This window comes from Aestuariivirga sp. (assembly GCF_046294715.1).
Classification (GTDB): Bacteria; Pseudomonadota; Alphaproteobacteria; order Rhizobiales; family Aestuariivirgaceae; genus Aestuariivirga.
In genome coordinates this window covers 149,321-168,622 of record NZ_JBKBKI010000005.1, presented here as the reverse complement: position 1 = coordinate 168,622, position 19,302 = coordinate 149,321, and the positions used below count along the sequence as shown (strand labels likewise).

At 65.2% G+C, this 19,302-nt stretch carries 23 protein-coding genes, 1 tRNA gene and 1 pseudogene; 9 read left to right on the top strand and 16 right to left on the bottom strand.

What is annotated here, in order from left to right:
* The first annotated feature begins 49 nt into the window (after positions 1-49).
* Both ACK4HL_RS05870 and ACK4HL_RS05865 read left to right on the top strand, forming a co-directional pair.
* On the top strand, positions 50-481 hold the full coding sequence (locus ACK4HL_RS05870; RefSeq protein ID WP_409757116.1) for a thermonuclease family protein: 432 nt from the start codon (positions 50-52) through the stop codon (positions 479-481).
* Positions 482-483: 2 nt separating this feature from the next.
* On the top strand, positions 484-1,023 hold the full coding sequence (locus ACK4HL_RS05865; RefSeq protein WP_409757114.1) for an ankyrin repeat domain-containing protein: 540 nt from the start codon (positions 484-486) through the stop codon (positions 1,021-1,023).
* Positions 1,024-1,042: 19 nt separating this feature from the next.
* Here ACK4HL_RS05865 and ACK4HL_RS05860 read toward each other — a convergent pair whose 3' ends face one another.
* Complete coding sequence (locus ACK4HL_RS05860; protein WP_409757112.1) at positions 1,043-1,231, bottom strand: hypothetical protein; 189 nt, start codon at positions 1,229-1,231, stop codon at positions 1,043-1,045.
* Between the two features lie 99 nt (positions 1,232-1,330).
* Entirely contained in the window at positions 1,331-1,579 is a 249-nt protein-coding gene (locus ACK4HL_RS05855; RefSeq protein ID WP_409757110.1) for a hypothetical protein, read from the bottom strand.
* Between the two features lie 170 nt (positions 1,580-1,749).
* On the opposite strand from ACK4HL_RS05855, the gene ACK4HL_RS05850 reads away from it, so the two are divergent.
* Positions 1,750-2,046, top strand: coding sequence for a hypothetical protein (locus ACK4HL_RS05850; protein ID WP_409757109.1), 297 nt, complete (start codon positions 1,750-1,752; stop codon positions 2,044-2,046).
* Between the two features lie 9 nt (positions 2,047-2,055).
* On the opposite strand, the gene ACK4HL_RS05845 is transcribed toward ACK4HL_RS05850, so the two are convergent.
* The 3 genes from ACK4HL_RS05845 to leuA form a co-directional block, all read right to left on the bottom strand.
* Positions 2,056-2,286, bottom strand: a complete 231-nt coding sequence (locus tag ACK4HL_RS05845; protein ID WP_409757107.1) for a hypothetical protein — start codon at positions 2,284-2,286, stop codon at positions 2,056-2,058.
* 172 nt (positions 2,287-2,458) lie between these two features.
* Positions 2,459-2,534 (bottom strand) — tRNA-Lys (locus ACK4HL_RS05840).
* Between the two features lie 74 nt (positions 2,535-2,608).
* Entirely contained in the window at positions 2,609-4,279 is a 1,671-nt protein-coding gene (gene leuA / locus ACK4HL_RS05835) for a 2-isopropylmalate synthase (protein ID WP_409757105.1), read from the bottom strand.
* Between the two features lie 355 nt (positions 4,280-4,634).
* Between leuA and ACK4HL_RS05830 the strand changes: the two genes are divergently transcribed.
* The 5 genes from ACK4HL_RS05830 to ACK4HL_RS05810 are packed head-to-tail and all read left to right on the top strand — an operon-like array spanning position 4,635 to position 9,252.
* On the top strand, positions 4,635-5,645 hold the full coding sequence (locus ACK4HL_RS05830; protein WP_409757103.1) for an ABC transporter substrate-binding protein: 1,011 nt from the start codon (positions 4,635-4,637) through the stop codon (positions 5,643-5,645).
* A 4-nt stretch (positions 5,646-5,649) separates the two neighbouring features.
* Positions 5,650-7,086, top strand: a complete 1,437-nt coding sequence (locus tag ACK4HL_RS05825; protein WP_409757101.1) for a sugar ABC transporter ATP-binding protein — start codon at positions 5,650-5,652, stop codon at positions 7,084-7,086.
* A complete protein-coding gene (locus ACK4HL_RS05820; protein WP_409757099.1) occupies positions 7,083-8,009 on the top strand; it encodes an ABC transporter permease in 927 nt (308 codons plus the stop codon). Before ACK4HL_RS05825 ends, ACK4HL_RS05820 begins: the two co-directional genes overlap by 4 nt.
* Positions 8,006-8,953 carry an ABC transporter permease gene (locus tag ACK4HL_RS05815; RefSeq protein ID WP_409757098.1) on the top strand — a complete coding sequence of 316 codons (948 nt, stop codon included), beginning with the start codon at positions 8,006-8,008 and terminating at the stop codon, positions 8,951-8,953. Before ACK4HL_RS05820 ends, ACK4HL_RS05815 begins: the two co-directional genes overlap by 4 nt.
* Positions 8,954-9,009: 56 nt before the next feature.
* Complete coding sequence (locus tag ACK4HL_RS05810) at positions 9,010-9,252, top strand: hypothetical protein (RefSeq protein ID WP_409757097.1); 243 nt, start codon at positions 9,010-9,012, stop codon at positions 9,250-9,252.
* A 6-nt stretch (positions 9,253-9,258) separates the two neighbouring features.
* On the opposite strand, the gene ACK4HL_RS05805 is transcribed toward ACK4HL_RS05810, so the two are convergent.
* From ACK4HL_RS05805 to ACK4HL_RS05780, 6 genes are all read right to left on the bottom strand, one after another.
* Positions 9,259-9,681 carry a hypothetical protein gene (locus ACK4HL_RS05805; RefSeq protein ID WP_409757096.1) on the bottom strand — a complete coding sequence of 141 codons (423 nt, stop codon included), beginning with the start codon at positions 9,679-9,681 and terminating at the stop codon, positions 9,259-9,261.
* A gap of 49 nt (positions 9,682-9,730) precedes the next feature.
* On the bottom strand, positions 9,731-10,639 hold the full coding sequence (locus ACK4HL_RS05800; protein ID WP_409757095.1) for a PhzF family phenazine biosynthesis protein: 909 nt from the start codon (positions 10,637-10,639) through the stop codon (positions 9,731-9,733).
* Positions 10,636-11,382 (bottom strand): sulfite exporter TauE/SafE family protein, encoded by a 747-nt coding sequence (locus ACK4HL_RS05795; RefSeq protein WP_409757180.1) that lies wholly within the window; start codon positions 11,380-11,382, stop codon positions 10,636-10,638. Before ACK4HL_RS05795 ends, ACK4HL_RS05800 begins: the two co-directional genes overlap by 4 nt.
* Entirely contained in the window at positions 11,379-11,882 is a 504-nt protein-coding gene (locus ACK4HL_RS05790) for a heme-degrading domain-containing protein (RefSeq protein WP_409757094.1), read from the bottom strand. Before ACK4HL_RS05790 ends, ACK4HL_RS05795 begins: the two co-directional genes overlap by 4 nt.
* Before the next feature lie 86 nt (positions 11,883-11,968).
* The gene (gene ilvC / locus ACK4HL_RS05785) at positions 11,969-12,988 is read right to left on the bottom strand and encodes a ketol-acid reductoisomerase (RefSeq protein ID WP_409757093.1); all 1,020 of its coding nucleotides are present in this window, start codon (positions 12,986-12,988) and stop codon (positions 11,969-11,971) included.
* A gap of 2 nt (positions 12,989-12,990) precedes the next feature.
* Complete coding sequence (locus ACK4HL_RS05780) at positions 12,991-13,722, bottom strand: phosphatase PAP2 family protein (RefSeq protein ID WP_409757092.1); 732 nt, start codon at positions 13,720-13,722, stop codon at positions 12,991-12,993.
* A gap of 16 nt (positions 13,723-13,738) precedes the next feature.
* On the opposite strand from ACK4HL_RS05780, the gene ACK4HL_RS05775 reads away from it, so the two are divergent.
* Complete coding sequence (locus tag ACK4HL_RS05775) at positions 13,739-14,020, top strand: hypothetical protein (protein ID WP_409757091.1); 282 nt, start codon at positions 13,739-13,741, stop codon at positions 14,018-14,020.
* A gap of 143 nt (positions 14,021-14,163) precedes the next feature.
* Here the strand turns inward: ACK4HL_RS05775 and ACK4HL_RS05770 are convergent.
* The 5 genes and pseudogenes from ACK4HL_RS05770 to ACK4HL_RS05750 form a co-directional block, all read right to left on the bottom strand.
* A pseudogene (locus tag ACK4HL_RS05770) lies at positions 14,164-15,063 on the bottom strand (TerC family protein).
* A 137-nt stretch (positions 15,064-15,200) separates the two neighbouring features.
* Positions 15,201-15,830: a LysE family translocator gene (locus tag ACK4HL_RS05765; RefSeq protein ID WP_409757090.1), complete on the bottom strand. Its 630-nt coding sequence runs from the start codon at positions 15,828-15,830 to the stop codon at positions 15,201-15,203.
* The gene (locus ACK4HL_RS05760; protein WP_409757089.1) at positions 15,817-16,557 is read right to left on the bottom strand and encodes a pyridoxine 5'-phosphate synthase; all 741 of its coding nucleotides are present in this window, start codon (positions 16,555-16,557) and stop codon (positions 15,817-15,819) included. Before ACK4HL_RS05760 ends, ACK4HL_RS05765 begins: the two co-directional genes overlap by 14 nt.
* Before the next feature lie 185 nt (positions 16,558-16,742).
* Positions 16,743-17,303, bottom strand: coding sequence for an acetolactate synthase small subunit (ilvN, locus tag ACK4HL_RS05755; protein WP_409757088.1), 561 nt, complete (start codon positions 17,301-17,303; stop codon positions 16,743-16,745).
* A gap of 19 nt (positions 17,304-17,322) precedes the next feature.
* A complete protein-coding gene (locus tag ACK4HL_RS05750; protein ID WP_409757087.1) occupies positions 17,323-19,092 on the bottom strand; it encodes an acetolactate synthase 3 large subunit in 1,770 nt (589 codons plus the stop codon).
* Positions 19,093-19,302: the final 210 nt, after the last annotated feature.

The window sequence follows — 19,302 nt, the reverse complement described above, 5'->3', positions numbered from 1 at the left end:
GGCCAGGCTGCGCTGTTGACCCTCCGGAGGAGCATGGGCATTCTCGCCCATGGGAACGATTTCAGCCTTCCGCAAGGTCATCTGGCTCGTGGCCCTCGGCCTTGCAGCGGCCACGCCCAGCCAGGCCGGGCAGTCTTTCGGCCTTTGCAGCCTGACATCTGCAAACCATTGTGTGGTCGATGGCGACACGATCGAGGTCAAGGGCCAGCGGATCAGGATGATCGACTACGACACGCCCGAGATCTCCGAGCCCAAATGCCCCAGCGAGGAGGCCCTGGGGCAGAAGGCGAAGCTTCGCCTGCTCAGGCTGCTCAATTCGGGCGTGGTGGAGATTCGCAAGGTCGGCACGCGCGACGAGGACCGCTATGGGCGAAAGCTGCGCCTGGTGCTGGTCGATGGCCGTTCCGTTGGCGACACCCTGATCCGGGAGGGCCTCGCCTGGCCCTGGCAGGGCCGGCGGCATCGCTGGTGCGGGGAATGACGATGGAAGATGCCGAAGAACGACGCCGCCTGAATCACCTCTTCGCGGAGATCGACACCGGCTTCCGCGAGGGCGATGCCGCCCGCCTGGCGGCGGCGCTGGGAGGTTCGCCGCGGTGGTTCGACGAACCGATGCCGCATGAACTCGGCCTCGGCCATCCGCTGGAATATGCGATCTACTGGAGCCCCGTCTCCTTCATCGAGGCGCTGATCTCGCTCGGGTCCAGCCCCAACTACGTCGACGACGCGGGGTTTCCGTCACTCCTGGCCACGCTCTCCACGACGCGGGTGGACCGGCTGGCGATCCTCGAACTCCTGCTCGCGCACGGGGCAGACCCGAACCAGCGCGGCATCAACGACTGGACGCCGCTTCACTGGGCCGCCGGCCATGGCGACGGCGACGCCGTCAAGCTGCTCCTGAAACACGGCGCCGATCCGGGCCAGCGCACCCGCATCGACTACTACGAAACGCCGGAGGAAGAAGCCTGGAGGGCGGGGTTCGGCGCGGTGGCCGATCTCCTGCGCCGGCACGGGAAGCCGTAAGAGCGCACGCCGTGGGCCTTCAGCCGAGAGGTTCCCAGCGCGTCCGGTCCGAGAGTTCGTCCTCGCCGACGGTGAGTTTCTGGTCGGGGATGGTTTCGCACTGGAGCGACCATTGCATGGGGCTCTGCATCTCGTTCGCGGGTGCCGTCACCTCGTAAACGTGGCCGGCATGTAGCCCCGAAAGCTTCCTGTAACGTGTCTTCAGCATGGCATCAGCCCTCCTGTATCGCAGGAGAGCTTAGGCCTGCCGCGGGTTGCGGCGATGACGCAGATCAATCCCGCGCCACGCCGCAAGCCGAAGCGAAGCTCACTGCCTGGTCTTGAGCGGCAGCTTGGGAGCCAGCGTCTTGCTGGCGGGATAGGTGTCGTCGCACATGCGCAGGAAGTCCTGGTATTCCTCCTCCGTGCACGGAGACTTCTGGTTCACGTAGCAGCCTTCGTGCACGTGGATGTAGCAGGACGGACGATCCCAGTGAGCACCGGCGGCATAGGCGGCGGTGGGGAGCACCAGTCCGGCGGCGATCGAGGCAAGCCTGAATTTCGAATGGGCAGACATGGCATGATCCTTTCTCAACGTGCCGTCCGCACTCTTGCTAGACCGGCCGGGCCGTCCCCGCTGTGACTGGCGTCACCCGCAACATTGAAAGAGGCGATCACCCGATTCCCTGCGAGCCGCATTGGTGATATCGTGCTCGTGACGGCGGCCTGACACCTGGAGAAGCACCCATGCATGTCTCCCTGAAACACTGTCTGGCGGCCTCGCTCGCGCTACTCGCGGCCCCTTGGGCCTACGCCGAAACGCCGCGGGCCCCGCCCCTCGCCGAGAAGTTCCTGCAACTGGCGATGAAGACCAAGCCTCCCACCTGCGTGCCTGTGCTGTGCTGGATCGAGAACACGGGCTGGTGCATGTGCGACCCCTGCACGCACGTCGTGGATTGCCGCGCGGCAACCGGCGGCAAGAGGGGGACTGTGATGACGCCCAAGCTGGACAGCGGCGCGACGATCAAGGAACAGGCGAAGTGAAGGGCAGCGCTACGTGCGCAATCGCCGCGCTGCGATGATCGGCCCCGCGATCATGCCCAGGATGATGCCGGCCACCAGCCAGTAGGCAACGACGAAGCCGGAATATCCCTCGAAGCCCGATGTCGCGGCGAGTTCAGTATAGGCAAGGCCGCCAAGAAGCCCGGCACCGCCGCCGACCACGGCGCCGAGGACGACGCCCAGGAGAATCAAACCGGCCTTACCGCTGCGGGACACAGCCATGACGGTCTCCATTTTCCAGGTGAACGGAATTGAACTTCGAGACACCGGACGGGAGGAACTCTGCCGCCAGACCTGGCCGCCGTCCAGCTTGATCTTACCGGCTGCACGTGGAGCCGAGCGTCGAAAGCTTCATCTTCTGCAGAGAAGAACGGCTCCATCTCTTTGATCTTGTTGGTGGGCGATGAAGGACTCGAACCTTCGACCCGCTGATTAAGAGTCAGCTGCTCTACCACCTGAGCTAATCGCCCGCCCTTCAAAGGACGTTCGGCCCCGCATGTCCGGGGCCGATGGCGGGCTTACTACATCGCCCGCCGCCCCTTGTCTACCCTCTTTTGAGGGCCCTGTTCACGCCCGAGAGCACGGCCTTCAGCGAGGCCACCACGATGTTCTTGTCTATGCCGACGCCGAACAGGCTCGTGCCGTCCGCCAGGCGCAGTTCCACATAGGCCACGGCGGAGGCGTTGGCGCCCATGCCCATGGCGTGCTCGCGGTAGTCGGCCACGTCGAAGCTCAGGCCCGATTCCCTGCGCATCGCGTCCACGAAGCCGTCCACCGGGCCGTTGCCGTGGCCGAGGATGGTCTTGAGGTTGCCGTCCGCCGTGATCTTGGCGATCACGTCCTGCTGGGCGTGGTCGGCGCTGGCGCTGTGCGAGACGAAGCCGTAGCGGCCGTTGCCCTCGAGATATTCGGCCTGGAAGGCGCCCCAGAGCCGCTCGGCCGGCAGTTCCACCCCTTCCCCGTCGGCGATGGCCTGCACGGCCCTGGAGAACTCGATCTGCAGGCGGCGCGGCAGTTCGAGGCCGTGCTCCTTCTCGAGGATATAGGCGATGCCGCCCTTGCCGGATTGCGAATTGATGCGGATCACCGCCTCATAGGAGCGGCCGAGGTCCATCGGGTCGATCGGCAGGTAGGGCACCTCCCAAACGGGCGAGTTGGACGCCGCCATGGCCTTGAAGCCCTTGTTGATCGCATCCTGGTGCGAGCCCGAGAAGGCGGTGAAGACCAGTTCGCCCGCGTAAGGGTGGCGCGGGTGCACAGGCAGCTGGTTGCAGTATTCCGCCATGCGCACCAGCTCGTTGATGTTCGAGCAGTCGAGCCCGGGGTCGACGCCCTGGCTGTACATGTTCATGGCGAGCGTCACCAGGTCGACGTTGCCGGTGCGTTCGCCGTTGCCGAACAGCGTGCCCTCCACGCGGTCCGCCCCGGCGAGCAGGCCGAGCTCGGTCGCCGCCACGGCGCAGCCGCGGTCATTGTGGGGGTGGAGCGAGATCGTCACGCAATCACGGTTCTTGATGTTGCGGCAGAACCACTCGATCTGGTCGGCGTGGACATTTGGCGTGGACATCTCCACCGTCGCCGGCAGGTTCAGGATCAGCTTCTTCTGCGGGGTCGGCTGATAAGCGTCCATCACCGCCTGGCAGATGTCGCGCGCGAAATCGAGCTCGGTGCCGGTGAAGCTCTCCGGGGAATACTCGTGGCGGATCACGTCCTCCATGCCGAGCTCGCGCTCGAGCTTGCGGATGAGTGTTGCGCCCTTCACCGCGATGTCGACGATGCCGGGCTTGTCGAGCTTGAAGACCACGCGCCGCTGCAGCTCGGAGGTGGAGTTGTAGAGGTGCACGATGGCGCTCTTGACACCCTTGAGGCTTTCGAAGGTGCGGCGGATCAGCTCCTCGCGGGACTGGGTGAGCACCTGGATCGTCACCCCGTCCGGTATCTTACGGTTGTCGATGAGGTAGCGGACGAAATCGAAATCGGTCTGCGAAGCGGAGGGAAAGCCCACCTCGATTTCCCTGAATCCCATCTTGAGCAGCGCATCGAACATGCGCATCTTGCGGTCGAGGCCCATCGGCTCGATCAGCGACTGGTTGCCGTCGCGCAAGTCCACCGAGCACCAGATGGGCGGCGCGGTGATGGTGCGGCTGGGCCACTGCCGGTCGGGCAGGTTCACGGGCGGAAACGGGCGGTATTTTTCGCGGGGGGAAATCATCATGGCGTCAAGACCTTCGGAAATGCCTGGCTTAGCTGGTGCGGTGTGGCGTCATCCCCCGAGAGCCAAGGCATCTGCCCGGCCGGCCCTCAGGGGCAGCTAAGAAGCAGGCGGCCAAGCGCGAGCGGCAGCGGCGTGGCTGCGGGGCTGGTCAGGATGTTCCGCGCATTGGACATGGGCTGACCCTATAGAGCAGGACGTCGAACCGTGCAACCCGGCAGTCGGGCTTGCGAATCTCCGCTTGATCCAGAGCAATTCTCCGGAACGCCCCGCGGGCGGCATTGCTCCCGGAAACTGATATGTTAGCATGCAGAAATGAACCCCCTCGAGAGGGGTTCGCCATACCGGGAGGACCCCCATGCTGAAGAAGACACTTGCCTGCACCATTGCCGTGGCCGCCTTGCTGGCCGCCGGGTCGGCCATGGCCGACACGAAGGACAAGAAGATCGCGCTTTCCAACAACTATGCCGGCAATTCCTGGCGGCAGGCCATGCTGAAGAGCTGGGACAAGGTGACGAAGCCCGCCGTCGAGCAGGGCGTGGTGGCCGCGGCCGATGCCTTCACCACCTCCGAGAACCAGGTGACCGAGCAGGCCGCCCAGATTCAGAACCTGATCCTGCAGGGCTACAATGCAATCGTGATCAACGCCGCTTCGCCGGACGCGCTGAACGGCGTGGTCAAGCAGGCTTGCGATGCCGGGATCACCGTCGTCTCCTTCGACGGCATCGTGACCGAGCCCTGCGCCTGGCGGATCGCGGTGGACTTCGCCCGCATGGGCGAGGTGCAGGTCGAATACCTTGCCAAGAAGATGCCCGACGGCGGCAATCTGCTCGAAATCCGCGGCCTCGCCGGCGTCTTCGTGGACGACGAGATTTCCAAGGGCATCCACCGCGGCGTCGAGAAGAACCCGCAGTTCAAGATCGTCGGCTCCGTCCATGGCGACTGGGCGCAGGAGGTGGCGCAGAAGGCCGTGGCCGGCATCCTGCCCTCGCTTCCCGAGGTCAAGGCGGTGGTGACGCAGGGCGGCGACGGTTATGGCGCCGCGCAGGCCTTCGCCGCGGCGGGCCGCCCCACCCCCACCATCATCATGGGCAACCGCCAGGACGAGCTCCAGTGGTGGAAGGAGCAGAAGGACGCCAATGGCTATGAGACGATGTCCGTCTCGATCGCGCCCGGCGTCTCCACCCTCGCCTTCTGGGTGGCGCAGATGATCCTCGACGGCAAGGAAGTTCCGAAGGACCTGACCGTGCCCTTCCTGCAGATCGACCAGGACACGCTCGAGGCCAACCTCGCCACCACCGAGAAGGGCGGCGTGGCCAACGTGGAGTACAGCGCCGAGGACGCCGCGAAGGTCGTCGCAGGCAAGTAAGGCCTTGGGCGCAGAAGCGATAAGGCTCGACGGCGTCGAAAAATCCTTCGGCGCCGTCCGCGCCTTGGCCGGTGTCGACCTCGTGGTCGGCGCCGGCGAGTGCCTGGGGCTGGTCGGCCACAACGGGGCCGGCAAGTCCACCCTCATGCATGTGCTGAGCGGCAACCTCACCCCTTCGGCGGGGGAATTGTCGATCGGCGGAGCAAAGCACGCCGGCCACTGGACGGCGGCTGCCGCCCAGGCACAGGGCGTGCGCTGCGTGTTCCAGGAACTCTCCCTCTGCCCCAACCTGACAGTGGCCGAGAATGTCCGGATCGTTCACCGCGCGCTCACGGGCTTTGGCTGGAAGGCCCGGGCGCGCGAGCTGATCCGCGCCAAGCTCGACGAGATCTTCCCCAGGCACGGAATCGACCCCGACGACGAGATCGCCGATCTCGCAATCGGCCAGCGCCAGATGGCGGAGATCGCCCGCGCCTTCACGGTGACGGAGGGCGCGCTGCGCCTGGTCATCCTGGACGAGCCCACCTCCTCCCTCGATGCCGTCACCGCGCAGCAGCTCCTCGCCTATATCGGCAAGGAGACGGCGCGCGGCACGTCGATCATCCTCATCTCGCATCTCCTCGGGGAAATCCTCCAGGCTTCCGACCGCATCGTGGTGATGAAGGACGGAAAGAAGGTGGCGGATCGGAAGGCTCAGGACTTCACGCGCAATTCGCTCGTCTCCGCCATGGGCTCGGAAGCGCGCGAGCACAAGCGGGGAGAGGCGAAGACTTCCGCGGGCGAAGTGCTCGTCTCCGCCCAGCCCGCCACGGGCGGCGCCGCCCTCCTCGAGGCCCGCAAGGGCGAGGTCATCGGGCTCACCGGGCTCGCGGGCCACGGCCAGACCCGCATGCTCCTGCAGATCTACTCCCGCCGCCAGGCGGCGGTGAAAGGGGCGCTCGCGCTGATCGCCGGCGACCGCCAGTCGGACGGCGTGTTCAATCTCTGGTCCATCGGCCGCAACATCACGGTGCGTTCACTCAAGGCGCTGCGCCGCGGCGGTCTCATCGATCTCGCGGCGGAGGCGAAGCTCGCCGAGGATTGGAAGGCGAAGATGGCGATCCGCACCCCGGACGTCGCGAACAACATTCTCACGCTGTCGGGCGGCAACCAGCAGAAGGCGCTCTTCGCGCGGGCACTCGCCTCCGACGCCGCCATCATCCTGATGGACGATCCGATGCGCGGCGTGGACATCGGAACGAAGCAGGAAGTCTACGGCATGATCCGCGCCGAGGCCGAGAAGGGCCGCACCTTCATCTGGTACACGACGGAGATCGAGGAACTCACCCACTGCGACCGCGCCTATGTGTTCCGCAATGGCGCCATCGTGGCCAATCTCTCCGCGGCCGACCTGACCGAGGAGAAGGTGCTCGAAGCCTCCTTCGCGGAGCATGCGGCATGAACCGCAGGCTCCTCCGGCAGGCCCTGCCCTTCCTCTCGCTCGCCGTGGTGCTCGCCGCCACCTTCTACGTGCAGCCGCGGACGATGAGCTATTTCGGGCTCAATCTGATGCTGCAATATGCAGTGCCGATCGCGCTCGCCACCATCGCGCAGATGTTCATCATCACCGTGAACGACCTCGACCTGTCGATCGGGCCGTTCGTGGGCCTGGTCAGCTGCGTGGGCGCGACATTGCTGTTCGACAACCCGGCGCTCGGCGTCATCGTGCTGCTGGCGCTGATCGGGGCCTATGGCGCGGTGGGTGCGCTGATCCATCTCCGCAACCTGCCCTCGATCGTGGTGACGCTCGGCCTCTCCTTCGTCTGGGTGGGGATCGCGGTGATGATCCTGCCCTCGCCGGGCGGCAAGGCGCCGGACTGGCTGAAGGCCCTGATGACCTTCCAGAGCCCGCTCGTGCCTTTCCCCATCATCGCCGCCGTGGTGATCGGGCTCGTCGTTCATCTCGCGCTGATGCTCTCCTCCTACGGCGTGATCGCGCGCGGCGCGGGCGGCAACCCGAAGGCGCTGAGCCGTGCGGGCTGGTCCATGCTCAGGACCAAGATCGTCATGTACATGCTGGCGGGGTTCTTCGGCGTGCTCTCGGGCCTGGCACTCCTCGGCCTCACCACCTCGGGCGATGCGCATGTGGCGGACCGCTACACGCTCTATTCCATCGCGGGCGTGATCCTCGGCGGCGGCGAATTCATCGGCGGTCGGGTCTCGCCGCTCGGTGCAGTGGTCGGAGCGCTGACGCTGGCGCTCGCCGGGTCCTTCCTGATCTTCCTCAGGATCTCGCCCGACTGGCAGATCGGCGCGCAAGGGGCGATCCTCATCATCGTGCTGGCGCTCCGGGCGCTCGTCACCTACGGGGAGCAGAAGAAATGAACGCCACATTCGGCAAGCTCCTGCGCCAGCCCTGGCTGTTCTCCTTCGCCGCGGCACTCGCCGTCTGGCTCATCACCATCGCCTACACCGGCGGCCAGGGCGCGGGCGCCATCCTCACCGCCGCCCTCTCCTTCGCCACCTTCACGATCATCGTGGGGCTCGGCCAGATGATGGTGATCACCACCGGCCCCGGCAACGTGGACCTGTCGATCCCCGCCACCATCACGCTCTCCGGTGTCGTCGCCATGAAGGTGATGGACGAGGAGTCCGGCCGGCTGCTGCTCGGCATCGTGGCGGCGCTGGGTGCGGCGAGCCTCGTCGGCGTCTTCAACTACGGCCTGATCCGGCTGCTGCGCATTCCGCCGATCATCGCCACGCTCTCCTCGAGCTTCCTCATTCTCTCGACGGCGATCTCCTATGGCCGCGGCATCCGCATCAAGCCGCCGGAGCCGCTCGCCGAATTCGCCACCGCGCGGCTTCTGGGGGTGCCCATCATGACGATCGCCGTGCTGGCGGTCTCGGTGGGCATGGCGCTCGTCCTCTCACGCACCATCTACGGGCGGAGCGTTCTCGCCATCGGCCAGAACAGCCGCGCCGCCTGGCTCGCCGGGCTGAACGTCGATCGCACGCGCTTTCTCACCTATGTGCTGAGCGCTTTCCTGGCGGGTGTGTGCGGCATCCTGCTCTCGGGCTTCTCGCGCGGTGCCGCCCTCAACATGGGCGAGGAATTCCTGCTCGCCTCGATCGCCACGGTGGTGATCGGCGGCACCTCCGTGGCGGGCGGGCGCGCCAACGTGCCGGGCATATGGGGCGCGGCGCTGTTCATGTACCTCCTGGTGACCATGCTCAACACATTCGGGGCGAGCGCCGGCATCCGCCTGATCCTGACCGGGCTCATGATCATCGCCGTGATCGTGGCTGCGGGCGGCGATGAACAGCGCTAGCGGCCGGACATTCTGCGGGCTATAGGGACGGCGGGAATAGACAAGGGTTCCGCCAGATGAAGACCGCCGCCGCAGCACTCCTCCTCCTCGCCGCCCTTGCCGTGCCGGCCGTGGCCGGCCCCTGCCAGGACGACCTTCCGAAGGTCGCGACGGCGCTTGCGGCCGCCGATCTCACGGCCGACGCCAAGACGCAGCTCCAGGACATGGTCAACCAGGCAACCGAGCTGTGCAGGGCTGGCAATGAGGAGGAGGCCGCCGACGTCCTTGCCGAGGCGGCCTCGCTCCTTGGAATGGACTAGGACGCCTCAGGTTTCGAAGGCCAGCACCGCCAGGATGATGGCGGCGAGCGCCGACATCCACACGCCCGAGACCAGCAGCTCCATGCGCGGATAGAGCGACTGGTCACCCGTTCGCATCATGCGGCCCGCCGTCATGCGGGCGAGACCATGGCACAGCGTCAGCAGCACCACGAAGGCGAGCTTCACCACGAACCAGCTGTTGGGCTCGTCCGCCGGCGGCAGGTTGAGCCAAAGGCCCACGCCGGTGATCCAGATGGCGAGAATCACCACGTCCGCGATGCGCGCCAGGATGCGGCGCAGGAAGGCCAGCGCCTCGCGCCGCTCACCCTTCTCGCCGGCGGCGATGCGGATGTTGATGTAGTTCGCAATGCTCATGCCCGTGCCCGTGGCAATCGCAATCAGATGGGCGATGAGCAGAATCGTCTTCATAAGCGCGTGGCCCTCCCCTGACCGTCGTCGCTCCAGTCTTTGTTCCCGGTCAAACTTCTAGCACACCGGACATGATTTGCACCGCCTGACCTGCGACCCGCACGGCAACCAGCTTCGCACCTGCAACATCGGCTTCCAGCCAGAGGTCGGAGGGGCGCCCCATGTCGTAGCCCTGCTCGAGTTTCCAGCGATGGGTGCCGTCGCCCAGGCTTTCTGTTCCGATCAGCTGGGCCGCCAGAATGGCCGTGGCGGAACCCGTGGCCGGGTCCTCGGGAATGCCGTCGCCCGGCGCGAACATGCGGGCGCGGAAGCCCGTGTCCGGATGCTCGCCGCCCCCGGCATAGAGATAGGCATTGCCGATCCCCATGCCGCCGACGAGCTTCGACCAATGGGGCTCGATCACACGCGCCCTGGCCAGCGCCTCGCGGCTGGCGAGCGGCACGTAGAAGAAGCGCGGGCCCCCCTGGTGCAGGCCGAGGGCATGGCGACCGAAGCCGATGTCGGAGGGCTCGAGCGCCAGGGCCCGCGCCACCTCCTCGACCGTGGGGAGCGAATGCTCCACCGTGAAGGGCACGACGGGCGCGGCGAACTGGGCGCGCGGCACGTCGCCGATGCGCGACACCTTCACCGGTACAAGGCCCGCAACCTCCTCCAGCCTTATCGTCGTCTCGAAGGAGCAGCCCTCCTTGTATTTCTTCGCCGCGAGATGAATGGCGCAGCCCACCGTGGGATGGCCGGCGAAGGGGATCTCGGCGGTGGGGAAGAAGATGCGCACGCTCGCGGTGTTGGCGGGGTCCTTCGGCTTGCGCACGAAGATCGTTTCGGACAGGTTGAACTCGCGCGCGATCACCTGCATCTGCGCGTCGCTCAGCTGGTCCGCCTCCTCCACGATCGCCAGCGGATTGCCGCCGAAGCGGCGGTTGGTGAAGACGTCATAGGTGTGGAAGGGCAGTTTCATGCGAGCACCGCGTCATGGATGAGCTTGAGCGAAATCGCGAACAGCGCCACCTCGACCAGCCGGTAGAAGAGCCGCTCCGGGATGATGGCCGTGAGCTTGTAGCCGATCAACGCCCCGGCGACGGCGACGGGCGAGAGCATCGCCGCCGCCTCCAGGTTGCCGGGATTGAACTGCCCCAGCGCCCAATAGGGCACGAGCTTCACCAGATTGATGATGGCGAAGACGATGGTGCTGGTGCCGGCGAAGATCATCTTCGGCAGCTTCTGCGGCAGCACATAGGTCTGGTACGGTGGCCCCCCGGTGTGGGAGACGAAGCTGGTGAAGCCGGCGATGGTGCCCCAGAACACGCCACGCGGCACGTCGGCGGGCTTCGGCGGAGCGTCCGCCTTCTTCAGCACCGCCATGCCGCAATAATAGAGGCCGATCACGCCGACAAGCAGCGTCACCATCCATTCCTCGGTGATCTTCGCCGTGGCCCAGCCGAGCCCCACGCCGAACACCATCGCGGGCACGAGGATCCACAGGTTCCGGGCGCTGTATTGCTTGCGGTAGGCCCAGAGGCCCACAACGTCGCTCACGATGTAGACGGGAAGCAGCAGCGCCGCGGCCGCGACGGGCGGCATGACAAGCGCCATCAGCGGCACGCCGAGCGCCCCCACCATCGGGAGACCGCCCTTCGAGGCGCCGACGAGAAAGGCCGCGGCACCCGCGACCAGGAAGAAGAGCAGGCCGAAATCCATCAGTCGGTTTCGGGCCCGAGCGCCAGCATGGCATGCTCGACGCCGAGGAAGCGGCAGAGCATCTCAACCACGAAGCCATGGTCCTCGCGCTGCGGCACGCCGGAGACGGTCACCGCGCCGATGACCCCCGTGCCCTTGAGGTGAATGGGAAAGCCGCCGCCCGCCGGCGCGTATTCCATCGGGTCGATGCCGCGCGTGGCGTCGAAGGCCTTGCGCTGCAACTGGTGCTCGCGCCCCACGCGGTAGGAAGACTTGTGGAAGCGGTAGACGGTGTTCACCTTTCGCCGCACCCAGTCCGGGTTCTCAGGGGTGGTGCCGGGAAGCGCGGTGTAGAACAGCGGCCTGTTGCCGATGCGGATGTCGATGACGAAGGGCAGCTTGCGTTCCACGGCCATCTGCCGCATGAGGCTGCCCAGCGCCCAGGCATCTGCCTCGCTGAAGCGCTCGAAGCGCAACTCCTCTTCCTGGCGCGCGATCTGCGCGATGTCGCTGTCGAGGCTCATGGGTCCCCCTCCACTCGATGTCGCTATAATGCACAAGGGCGGCTCCCTGGGAACCGCCCTCTTCGTTCCGTGCGAAGCGGAAAGGACTAGTTCCTGGCCTTGTCCACCAGCTTGTTCTTGGCGATCCACGGCATCATGGCGCGGAGCTTGGCGCCCACTTCCTCGATGTTGTGGCTGTCGTTGTTGCGGCGGATGGCCTTGAAGCGGGCAGCACCGGCGCGGTACTCCTGCATCCATTCGGAGGTGAACTTGCCGGTCTGGATGTCCTTGAGGACGCGCTTCATCTCCTTCTTCGTCTCTTCGGTGATGATGCGGGGGCCCGTCACGTATTCGCCCCACTCGGCGGTGTTGGAGATCGAGTAGTTCATGTTGGCGATGCCGCCCTCGTAGATCAGGTCGACGATCAGCTTCACCTCGTGCAGGCACTCGAAATAGGCCATCTCGGGGGCATAGCCGGCCTCGACCAGCGTCTCGTAGCCGGCCCGGATCAGCTCGACGAGGCCGCCGCAAAGCACCACCTGCTCGCCGAAAAGGTCCGTCTCGCACTCTTCCTTGAAGGTCGTCTCGATGATGCCGGAGCGGCCGCCGCCCACGCCGCTCGCGTAGGAGAGCGCCAGGTCATGGGCGTTGCCGGAGGCGTCGTGATGGATGGCGATCAGGCAGGGCACGCCGCCGCCCTTCTGGTATTCGCCGCGCACCGTGTGGCCGGGTCCTTTCGGCGCGATCATGATGACGTCGACCGTCTTCTTCGGCTCGATCAGGCTGAAATGCACGTTGAGGCCGTGTGCGAAGGCGATCGCCGCGCCGTCGCGGATGTTGGGGGCGATCTCGTCGCGGTAGATGTCGGCCTGGAGCTCGTCCGGGGTGGCCATCATCATGAGGTCGGCCCATTTGGCGGCTTCGGCCACCGTCATCACCTTGAGGCCGTCGGCCTCGGCCTTCTTGGCGGTGGGCGAGCCTGCCTTGAGCGCCACCGCTAGGTTGGTGGCGCCGGAATCCTTCAGGTTCAGCGCATGCGCGCGCCCCTGGCTGCCATAGCCGACGATCACCACCTTCTTGGCCTTGATCAGGTTCACGTCGGCATCACGGTCATAGTAAACGCGCATGGCTAAAGTCCATCCCTCTGGAAAGTGAATTGGCGCGGGAATAGCGGGGGGAAAGCCCCAAGGCAAGCGGCATTCGGATCAGCCACTCGCAGCCAGGGGCGGACCCAGTGCCATAGGGCGACGGCCAGTGCCGTGACCACACCACCGGCCAACATGTCGACCAGATAGTGCCCCCCAAAGACCGGCGTCGCGGCGAGTATGGCAAGGCTCGTGAGCGCACCCGCGGCAAGCGTCAGCCAATGGCCCCGGCTGCACCAGAGAATGATGAGACCAAGGCAGGTGTGGAAGGAGGGAAATGTCGACAGGCCTTCAAGCCTGGCCGCGTCCAGGAACACCGGCGCGCCACTTCGCAGTTCGCCAAGCTGACGATACCATTCCATCTGAGGATACAATCCAAGCGTGGATTTCACCTCATCAGTTGCGATCATCACCCAGGCAGCTGCCGCAGGAAAGGCAGCGCCGACAAGGATTGAGGCCAGGCCCGTCACGATCATGAGAAAGGCGAGTTCGTTCACCCTTTCCGGCCGGTTCAGCGCGCAGGCGCCGAAGGTGATGGCTCCGAGGCCGATCATCATCCATTCGTTGTAAGCGAAGCTCAAAAGCAGGGGCAGACCCTCCACCGAGGCAACCCAGCGAGCGTAAGAATTCCAGTCGAATCCGATGGCCTGGTCCCATCCGTGCAGCAGAGCATCTGCAGGCGGAAATGGTACCGACATGACGAGATGGTTCAGCACGCGGAAGTTTGGAAGAATGAGAACGCTGAGCGCTGGCCATTCCCATCCGCCAAAAGGCATGGAGCGATGGCGAAAAGGCGTCGGCACGCATGAGTCGATGGAAGATGCCGAGAGCGGCCACGAGCAACGCGGCGATGATCAAGGCGCTCCAGCGGCTGCTGATGGTAAAGCGGCTCGACGAGCCGATCCAAGCCAATTGCAGAAAGAACAGCGCCGTGAGGCCAAGCCACAAGCTCCAATGTGGAAAGATCGTTTCTCTGATCGCTCGGAGCATCGCCGGGAGCCGGGCTGGCAATGAATGGACAGGGCTTGAATTGAGTTCCATCGGCTATTTTCGGAGAGTTACACAACCTCCGTTTTACCAGCGCGAATGTTAACCTGGTGTAAAAGCGAACCGAGGACCGTCTCATCTTGGCCTCCTCAAAGTTCTCCGGAGCGCGCTCAGGCAGGGCTTTCGGGCGCCCTCCGGGTCTTCCACAGGCTGTAGACAACGCCCGCCGCGAGGATGCCGAAGGTGACCGAGAGCGAGATCGCGGGCGGGATCTTGTCCAGCCCGAGGAGCGGGGCCACGAAGATCTTGGAGCCGATGAAGATCAGCACCACCGCCAGCGCCAGCTTCAGGTAGTGGAAGCGCTGCACCATGGCGGCAAGCGCGAAATAGAGCGCGCGGAGGCCCAGTATGGCGAAGATGTTGGAGGTGTAGACGATGAACGGGTCGGTTGTGATGGCGAAGATCGCGCCGGCACCGAGTCCACCGCGAAGATCACGTCCGCCACCTCGATGAGGATCAGGGCCAGGAACAGCGGCGTCATGAACCAGGCAGGCCTGCCGGTGGCGGGATGGGGTTTCCTGACAAAGAACTTCTCGCCGTGGTGCTCGTCCGTCACGTTGAAGCGGCGGCGCATGAAGGCGAGCAGCGGGTTCTTCGCCACGTCGTACGCCGAAGCCGATCATGATGGCGCGCAGCACGATCACGCCCAGGATGCCCCAGAACAGCACCCGGTGCTGGTATTTCGGCGGCACCGCGAAGAAGGTGAAGATCATGGCGATGACGAAGACATTGTCCATCGCCAGCGCCTTCTCGACGGCGAAGCCCGTCAGGTATTCCATGCCGGGTTCGGCCCCCAGCGAGAACCACACCCAGCCGCCGAAGGCAAGGCCGAGGCCGATATAGACCGCCGATAGCACCAGGCTCTCGCGCGCCGAAATCTCGCGGTGCTCCTTGTGCAGCAGGCCGAGGTCGATCACCAGCAGCGCCAGCACGATGCCGATGAACATGAGCCACATCCAGACGGGCTTCGTCAGCCATGCGGCGAAGAGGAAGTCGGGAAGAAGGTCCATATGCCGTCCCTGTGTCGATGCCGTTTCGTCCGACATCACGCCAAGGGAGCTCGGCGCCAGAGGGGCCCGGACGAACAGGACGTAAGCAACCTTCCCGCAATTTCAACGGGCAGCGGGAATTACAGTTTTGAAAGGTGCTAAAGCCCCTCCCGCGCCGACCAGAGGAGCCGCAGGCCGAGACCGCCGAGGAACAGGCCGGTGATGCGGTCGATCCAGGCCTTGGCCCCGAGGTAGAAGCGGCGCACCGGGCCCGAGCCGAAGAACAGCGCGACTGCGGAATACCACCAGACCTCGTTGAAGCTGACGATCAGGATGAGCGCCAGCGTCATCCACAGCGGTACCTGTGCGGGCAGCATGGCGATGAAGATCGAGCCGAAGAACACCGCCACCTTGGGGTTGGAAACCTGTGTGAGGAAGCCCTTCACGAACGGGTTTGCGATGGCCTCTCCCGCGCCTTCGATCTTCAGTGGCTCGGCAGCGTGGCGAAAGATCATCCAGGCGATGTAGAAGAGGAACAGGGCACCCGCCACCTTCATGCCGGTGAACAGCATGGGCACCGCATGGAAGACGGCGTTGAGGCCAAGCAGCGCCGCCGCGGACCAGATCACGGTGCCAGCCCCCAGCCCCAGTGCCACCTTCAGGCCGTCGGTGCGGGATTGCGCCACGGCCGTGCGCGCCGTGATGACGAAGGACGGCCCGGGCGAGATCACCGCCAGAAGCTGGATGAGGCCGATCGAGACGAGCGGCAGGACGTCAGAGGTCGCCAATTGCAGTCCTGAATTTCTTTACTGTTTCGGCCATGCCGAACATCATCGCGTCGGCGACGACGGCATGCCCGATCGACACCTCCTGAAGGTTCGGCAGCGCTTTGACAAGGGCCCTGAGATTGGCGCGCGTGAGGTCGTGACCGGCGTTGAGGCCGAGGCCAGCCCGTTCCGCCGCCTGCCCCGTCTCCACCACCCGGCCGAACTCGCGGGCGATGTCGTTGGGGGCGAAGGCGCCGCCATAGGGGCCGGTATAGATCTCGACGCGGTCCGCACCCACCTCGCGGGCAAGCTCCGGCGCGGCGGGGTCCGGGTCGACGAAGAGCGAGACGCGCATGCCGCCCTCGTGGATCCTGGCGATGATGTCCGTCAGGCGGGCGCGGTTCGCGGCGATGTCCCAGCCATGGTCGGAGGTGCTCTGGGAAGGGTCGTCCGGCACCAGCGTCACCTGATCCGGCCGCTCCTCCTCGACGAGCTCCATGAAACGCTCGTCCGGGTAACCCTCGATGTTGAACTCTCGGTCCGGGAATTCCTTGCGCAGCATGCGGTTGAGCTCCCCGACGTCCGTGCGGCGGATGTGGCGCTCGTCAGGCCGGGGATGCACTGTGATGCCCACGGCCCCCGCCTCCAGCGCCACCCGGCTCAGATCGACGACGGACGGCCAGGGCAGGTTCCGCCGGTTCCTCAGATAGGCGATGGCATTGACATTGACGGACAATTTGCACGGCACAGGCGGGGCACTCCTTCAGATGTGCCGCTTCTAGCGCGAATTGGCCTAGAGAAAAAATCCGGTTCGGGGAAAAATCGGCAGACCAGTTTCAGAGGGAAGTCTGTTCCGTTTCCCCTCTCCCGTCGCACAGCGATGGGAGAGGGTGCCCGAAGGGCGGGTGAGAGCCTCTTCCCGCGCCCGAGGTCCTAGACCTTCATTCCCTCCGGCCCGCGGGTGATGCCCGCCACACCGGTGCGCGCCACCTCGACGAGCCCGAGAGGCACCATGAGCGAGATGAACTGCTCCACCTTGTCGCTCTTGCCGGTGATCTCGAAGATGAAGCTCGAGGTGCCGGCGTCGATCACCCGGGCGCGGAAGGCATCGGCGAGGCGCAAGGCCTCGACGCGCTTCTCCCCTGTTCCCGCCACCTTCACCATGGCGAGCTCGCGGGTGATCGAATTGCCCTGAACCGTGAGGTCCGCCACCGAATGAACCGGCACCAGCCGCTCGAGCTGGCTCTTGATCTGCTCGATCACCGAGGGGGTGCCGCTCGTCACGATGGTGATGCGCGAGACGTGCCTTTCGTGCTGCGTCTCGGACACGGTGAGCGAGTCGATGTTGTAGCCGCGGCCGGAGAACAGGCCGATGACCCGGGCGAGGACGCCCGGCTCGTTGTCGACGATCACGGCGAGCGTGTGCGTCTCGACGGCGGGTTTCACCTCCTCGAGGAAGTAGGCGGAGCCCGAAGGCTGAAGCTGTGCGTTCATTGTCGTTTTCTTTCCGTCCTCAAACCAGCATCTTGCCCTTGGCGTCGATCACGCTGCCGACATCCTCGTCGGCGATGTCCTCGCCGAGGATCATCTCGTTGTGCGCCTTGCCCGAAGGGATCATCGGGAAGCAGTTGGCGAGATTGGCCACCCGGCAGTCGAACAGCACCGGGTGCGGCGTCCTGATCATCTCCCTGATCGCGTCATCGAGTTCGGCAGGCTTCGTTGCCCGGATGCCGACGCAGCCATAGGCCTCCGCCAGCTTCACGAAGTCGGGAAGCGACTCGGTATAGGAGTGCGATAGGCGGTTGCCGTGCAGGAGCTGCTGCCACTGCCGCACCATGCCCATGTACTGGTTGTTCAGGATGAAGATCTTGACAGGCAGGTTGTACTGGATCGCCGTCGACATCTCCTGCATCGTCATCAGCACCGAGGCATCGCCCGCGATGTCGATGACGAGCGACTTCGGATGCGCCTGCTGCACGCCCACCGCGGCGGGAAGGCCATAGCCCATGGTGCCGAGCCCGCCCGAGGTCATCCAGCGGTTCGGCTCCTCGAAGCGGTAGAACTGCGCGGCCCACATCTGGTGCTGGCCCACTTCCGTGGTGATGTAGGTGTCGAGGTCCCTGGTCAGCGCATAGAGCCGCTCGATGGCATATTGCGGCATGATGACGTCGGCGTTCTTGCGGTACTTGAGGCAATCCTTCGCCTTCCATCCCTCGATCTGCTTCCACCAGGCATCGAGCGCCTTCTTGTCGAGGGAGAGCGACTTCGACTTCCACACGCGGATCATGTCCTCCAGCGCGTGGGCGACGTCCGCCACCACCGGAATGTCGACCCGCACCGTCTTGTTGATCGAGGACGGGTCGATGTCGATGTGGATCTTCTTCGAATTCGGCGAGAAGGCGTTGAGGCGGCCGGTGATGCGGTCGTCGAAGCGGGCACCGACATTGATCATCACGTCGCAGTCATGCATGGCGAGGTTCGCCTCGTAGGTGCCGTGCATGCCCAGCATGCCGAGCCAGTTCCTGCCCGAGGCCGGATAGGCGCCGAGCCCCATCAGCGTCGAGGTGATGGGGATGTTGGTCAGCGCCACGAAGTCGCGAAGCAGCTTCGAGGCGGTGGGCCCCGAATTGATGACGCCGCCGCCCGTGTAGAGCACGGGCCGCTTGGCCGTGGCGATGAGCTCGACCGCGGCGCGGATGGCGTTCTGATCGGGCTTCACCTTCGGGCGGTAGGTCTTGTGCTCGATGTTCTTGGGCCCGACGTATCGGCCCTTCGCGAACTGCACGTCCTTCGGGATGTCGACGACGACGGGACCCGGGCGCCCGTGCGTCGCCACATAGAAGGCCTCGTGCAGCACGCGGGCGAGGTCGTTCACGTCCTTCACCAGGTAATTGTGCTTGGTGCAGGGCCTGGTGATGCCCACCGTGTCGCATTCCTGGAAGGCGTCGTTGCCGATCAGATGCGTCGGCACCTGGCCCGTGATGCAGACCATGGGGATCGAGTCCATCAGCGCGTCCGTGAGGCCGGTCACGGCGTTGGTGGCGCCAGGGCCCGAGGTGACGAGCACGACGCCGCACTTGCCGGTGGAGCGCGCATATCCTTCCGCCGCATGGGTCGCACCCTGCTCGTGGCGGACGAGGATGTGCTTCACCTTCTCCTGCTGGAAGATCTCGTCGTAGATGGGAAGCACCGCGCCGCCGGGATATCCGAAGATATGCTCCACCCCCTGGTCGGCCAGTGCCTTCAGCACGATCTCCGCACCCGTCATCTCGTTCGTGGCCATCTCAAACCTCTTGGACTTTCAGTTCCGTCAAACACGCAATTCCCTTACGGGCAATAAAAAAGGCCCCCGAGGGAGCCTGATTTCCGCGCAGCACCACCAGTTCCTGGAGGCCTAAGCCTCCCCGGCGCTGCGCGGTCCTACGATAAGAATGCTGTTCATGGGGCGGGCTTTTACGTCGGAGCAACGGAAACGTCAAGGGGGCGGGCGCGG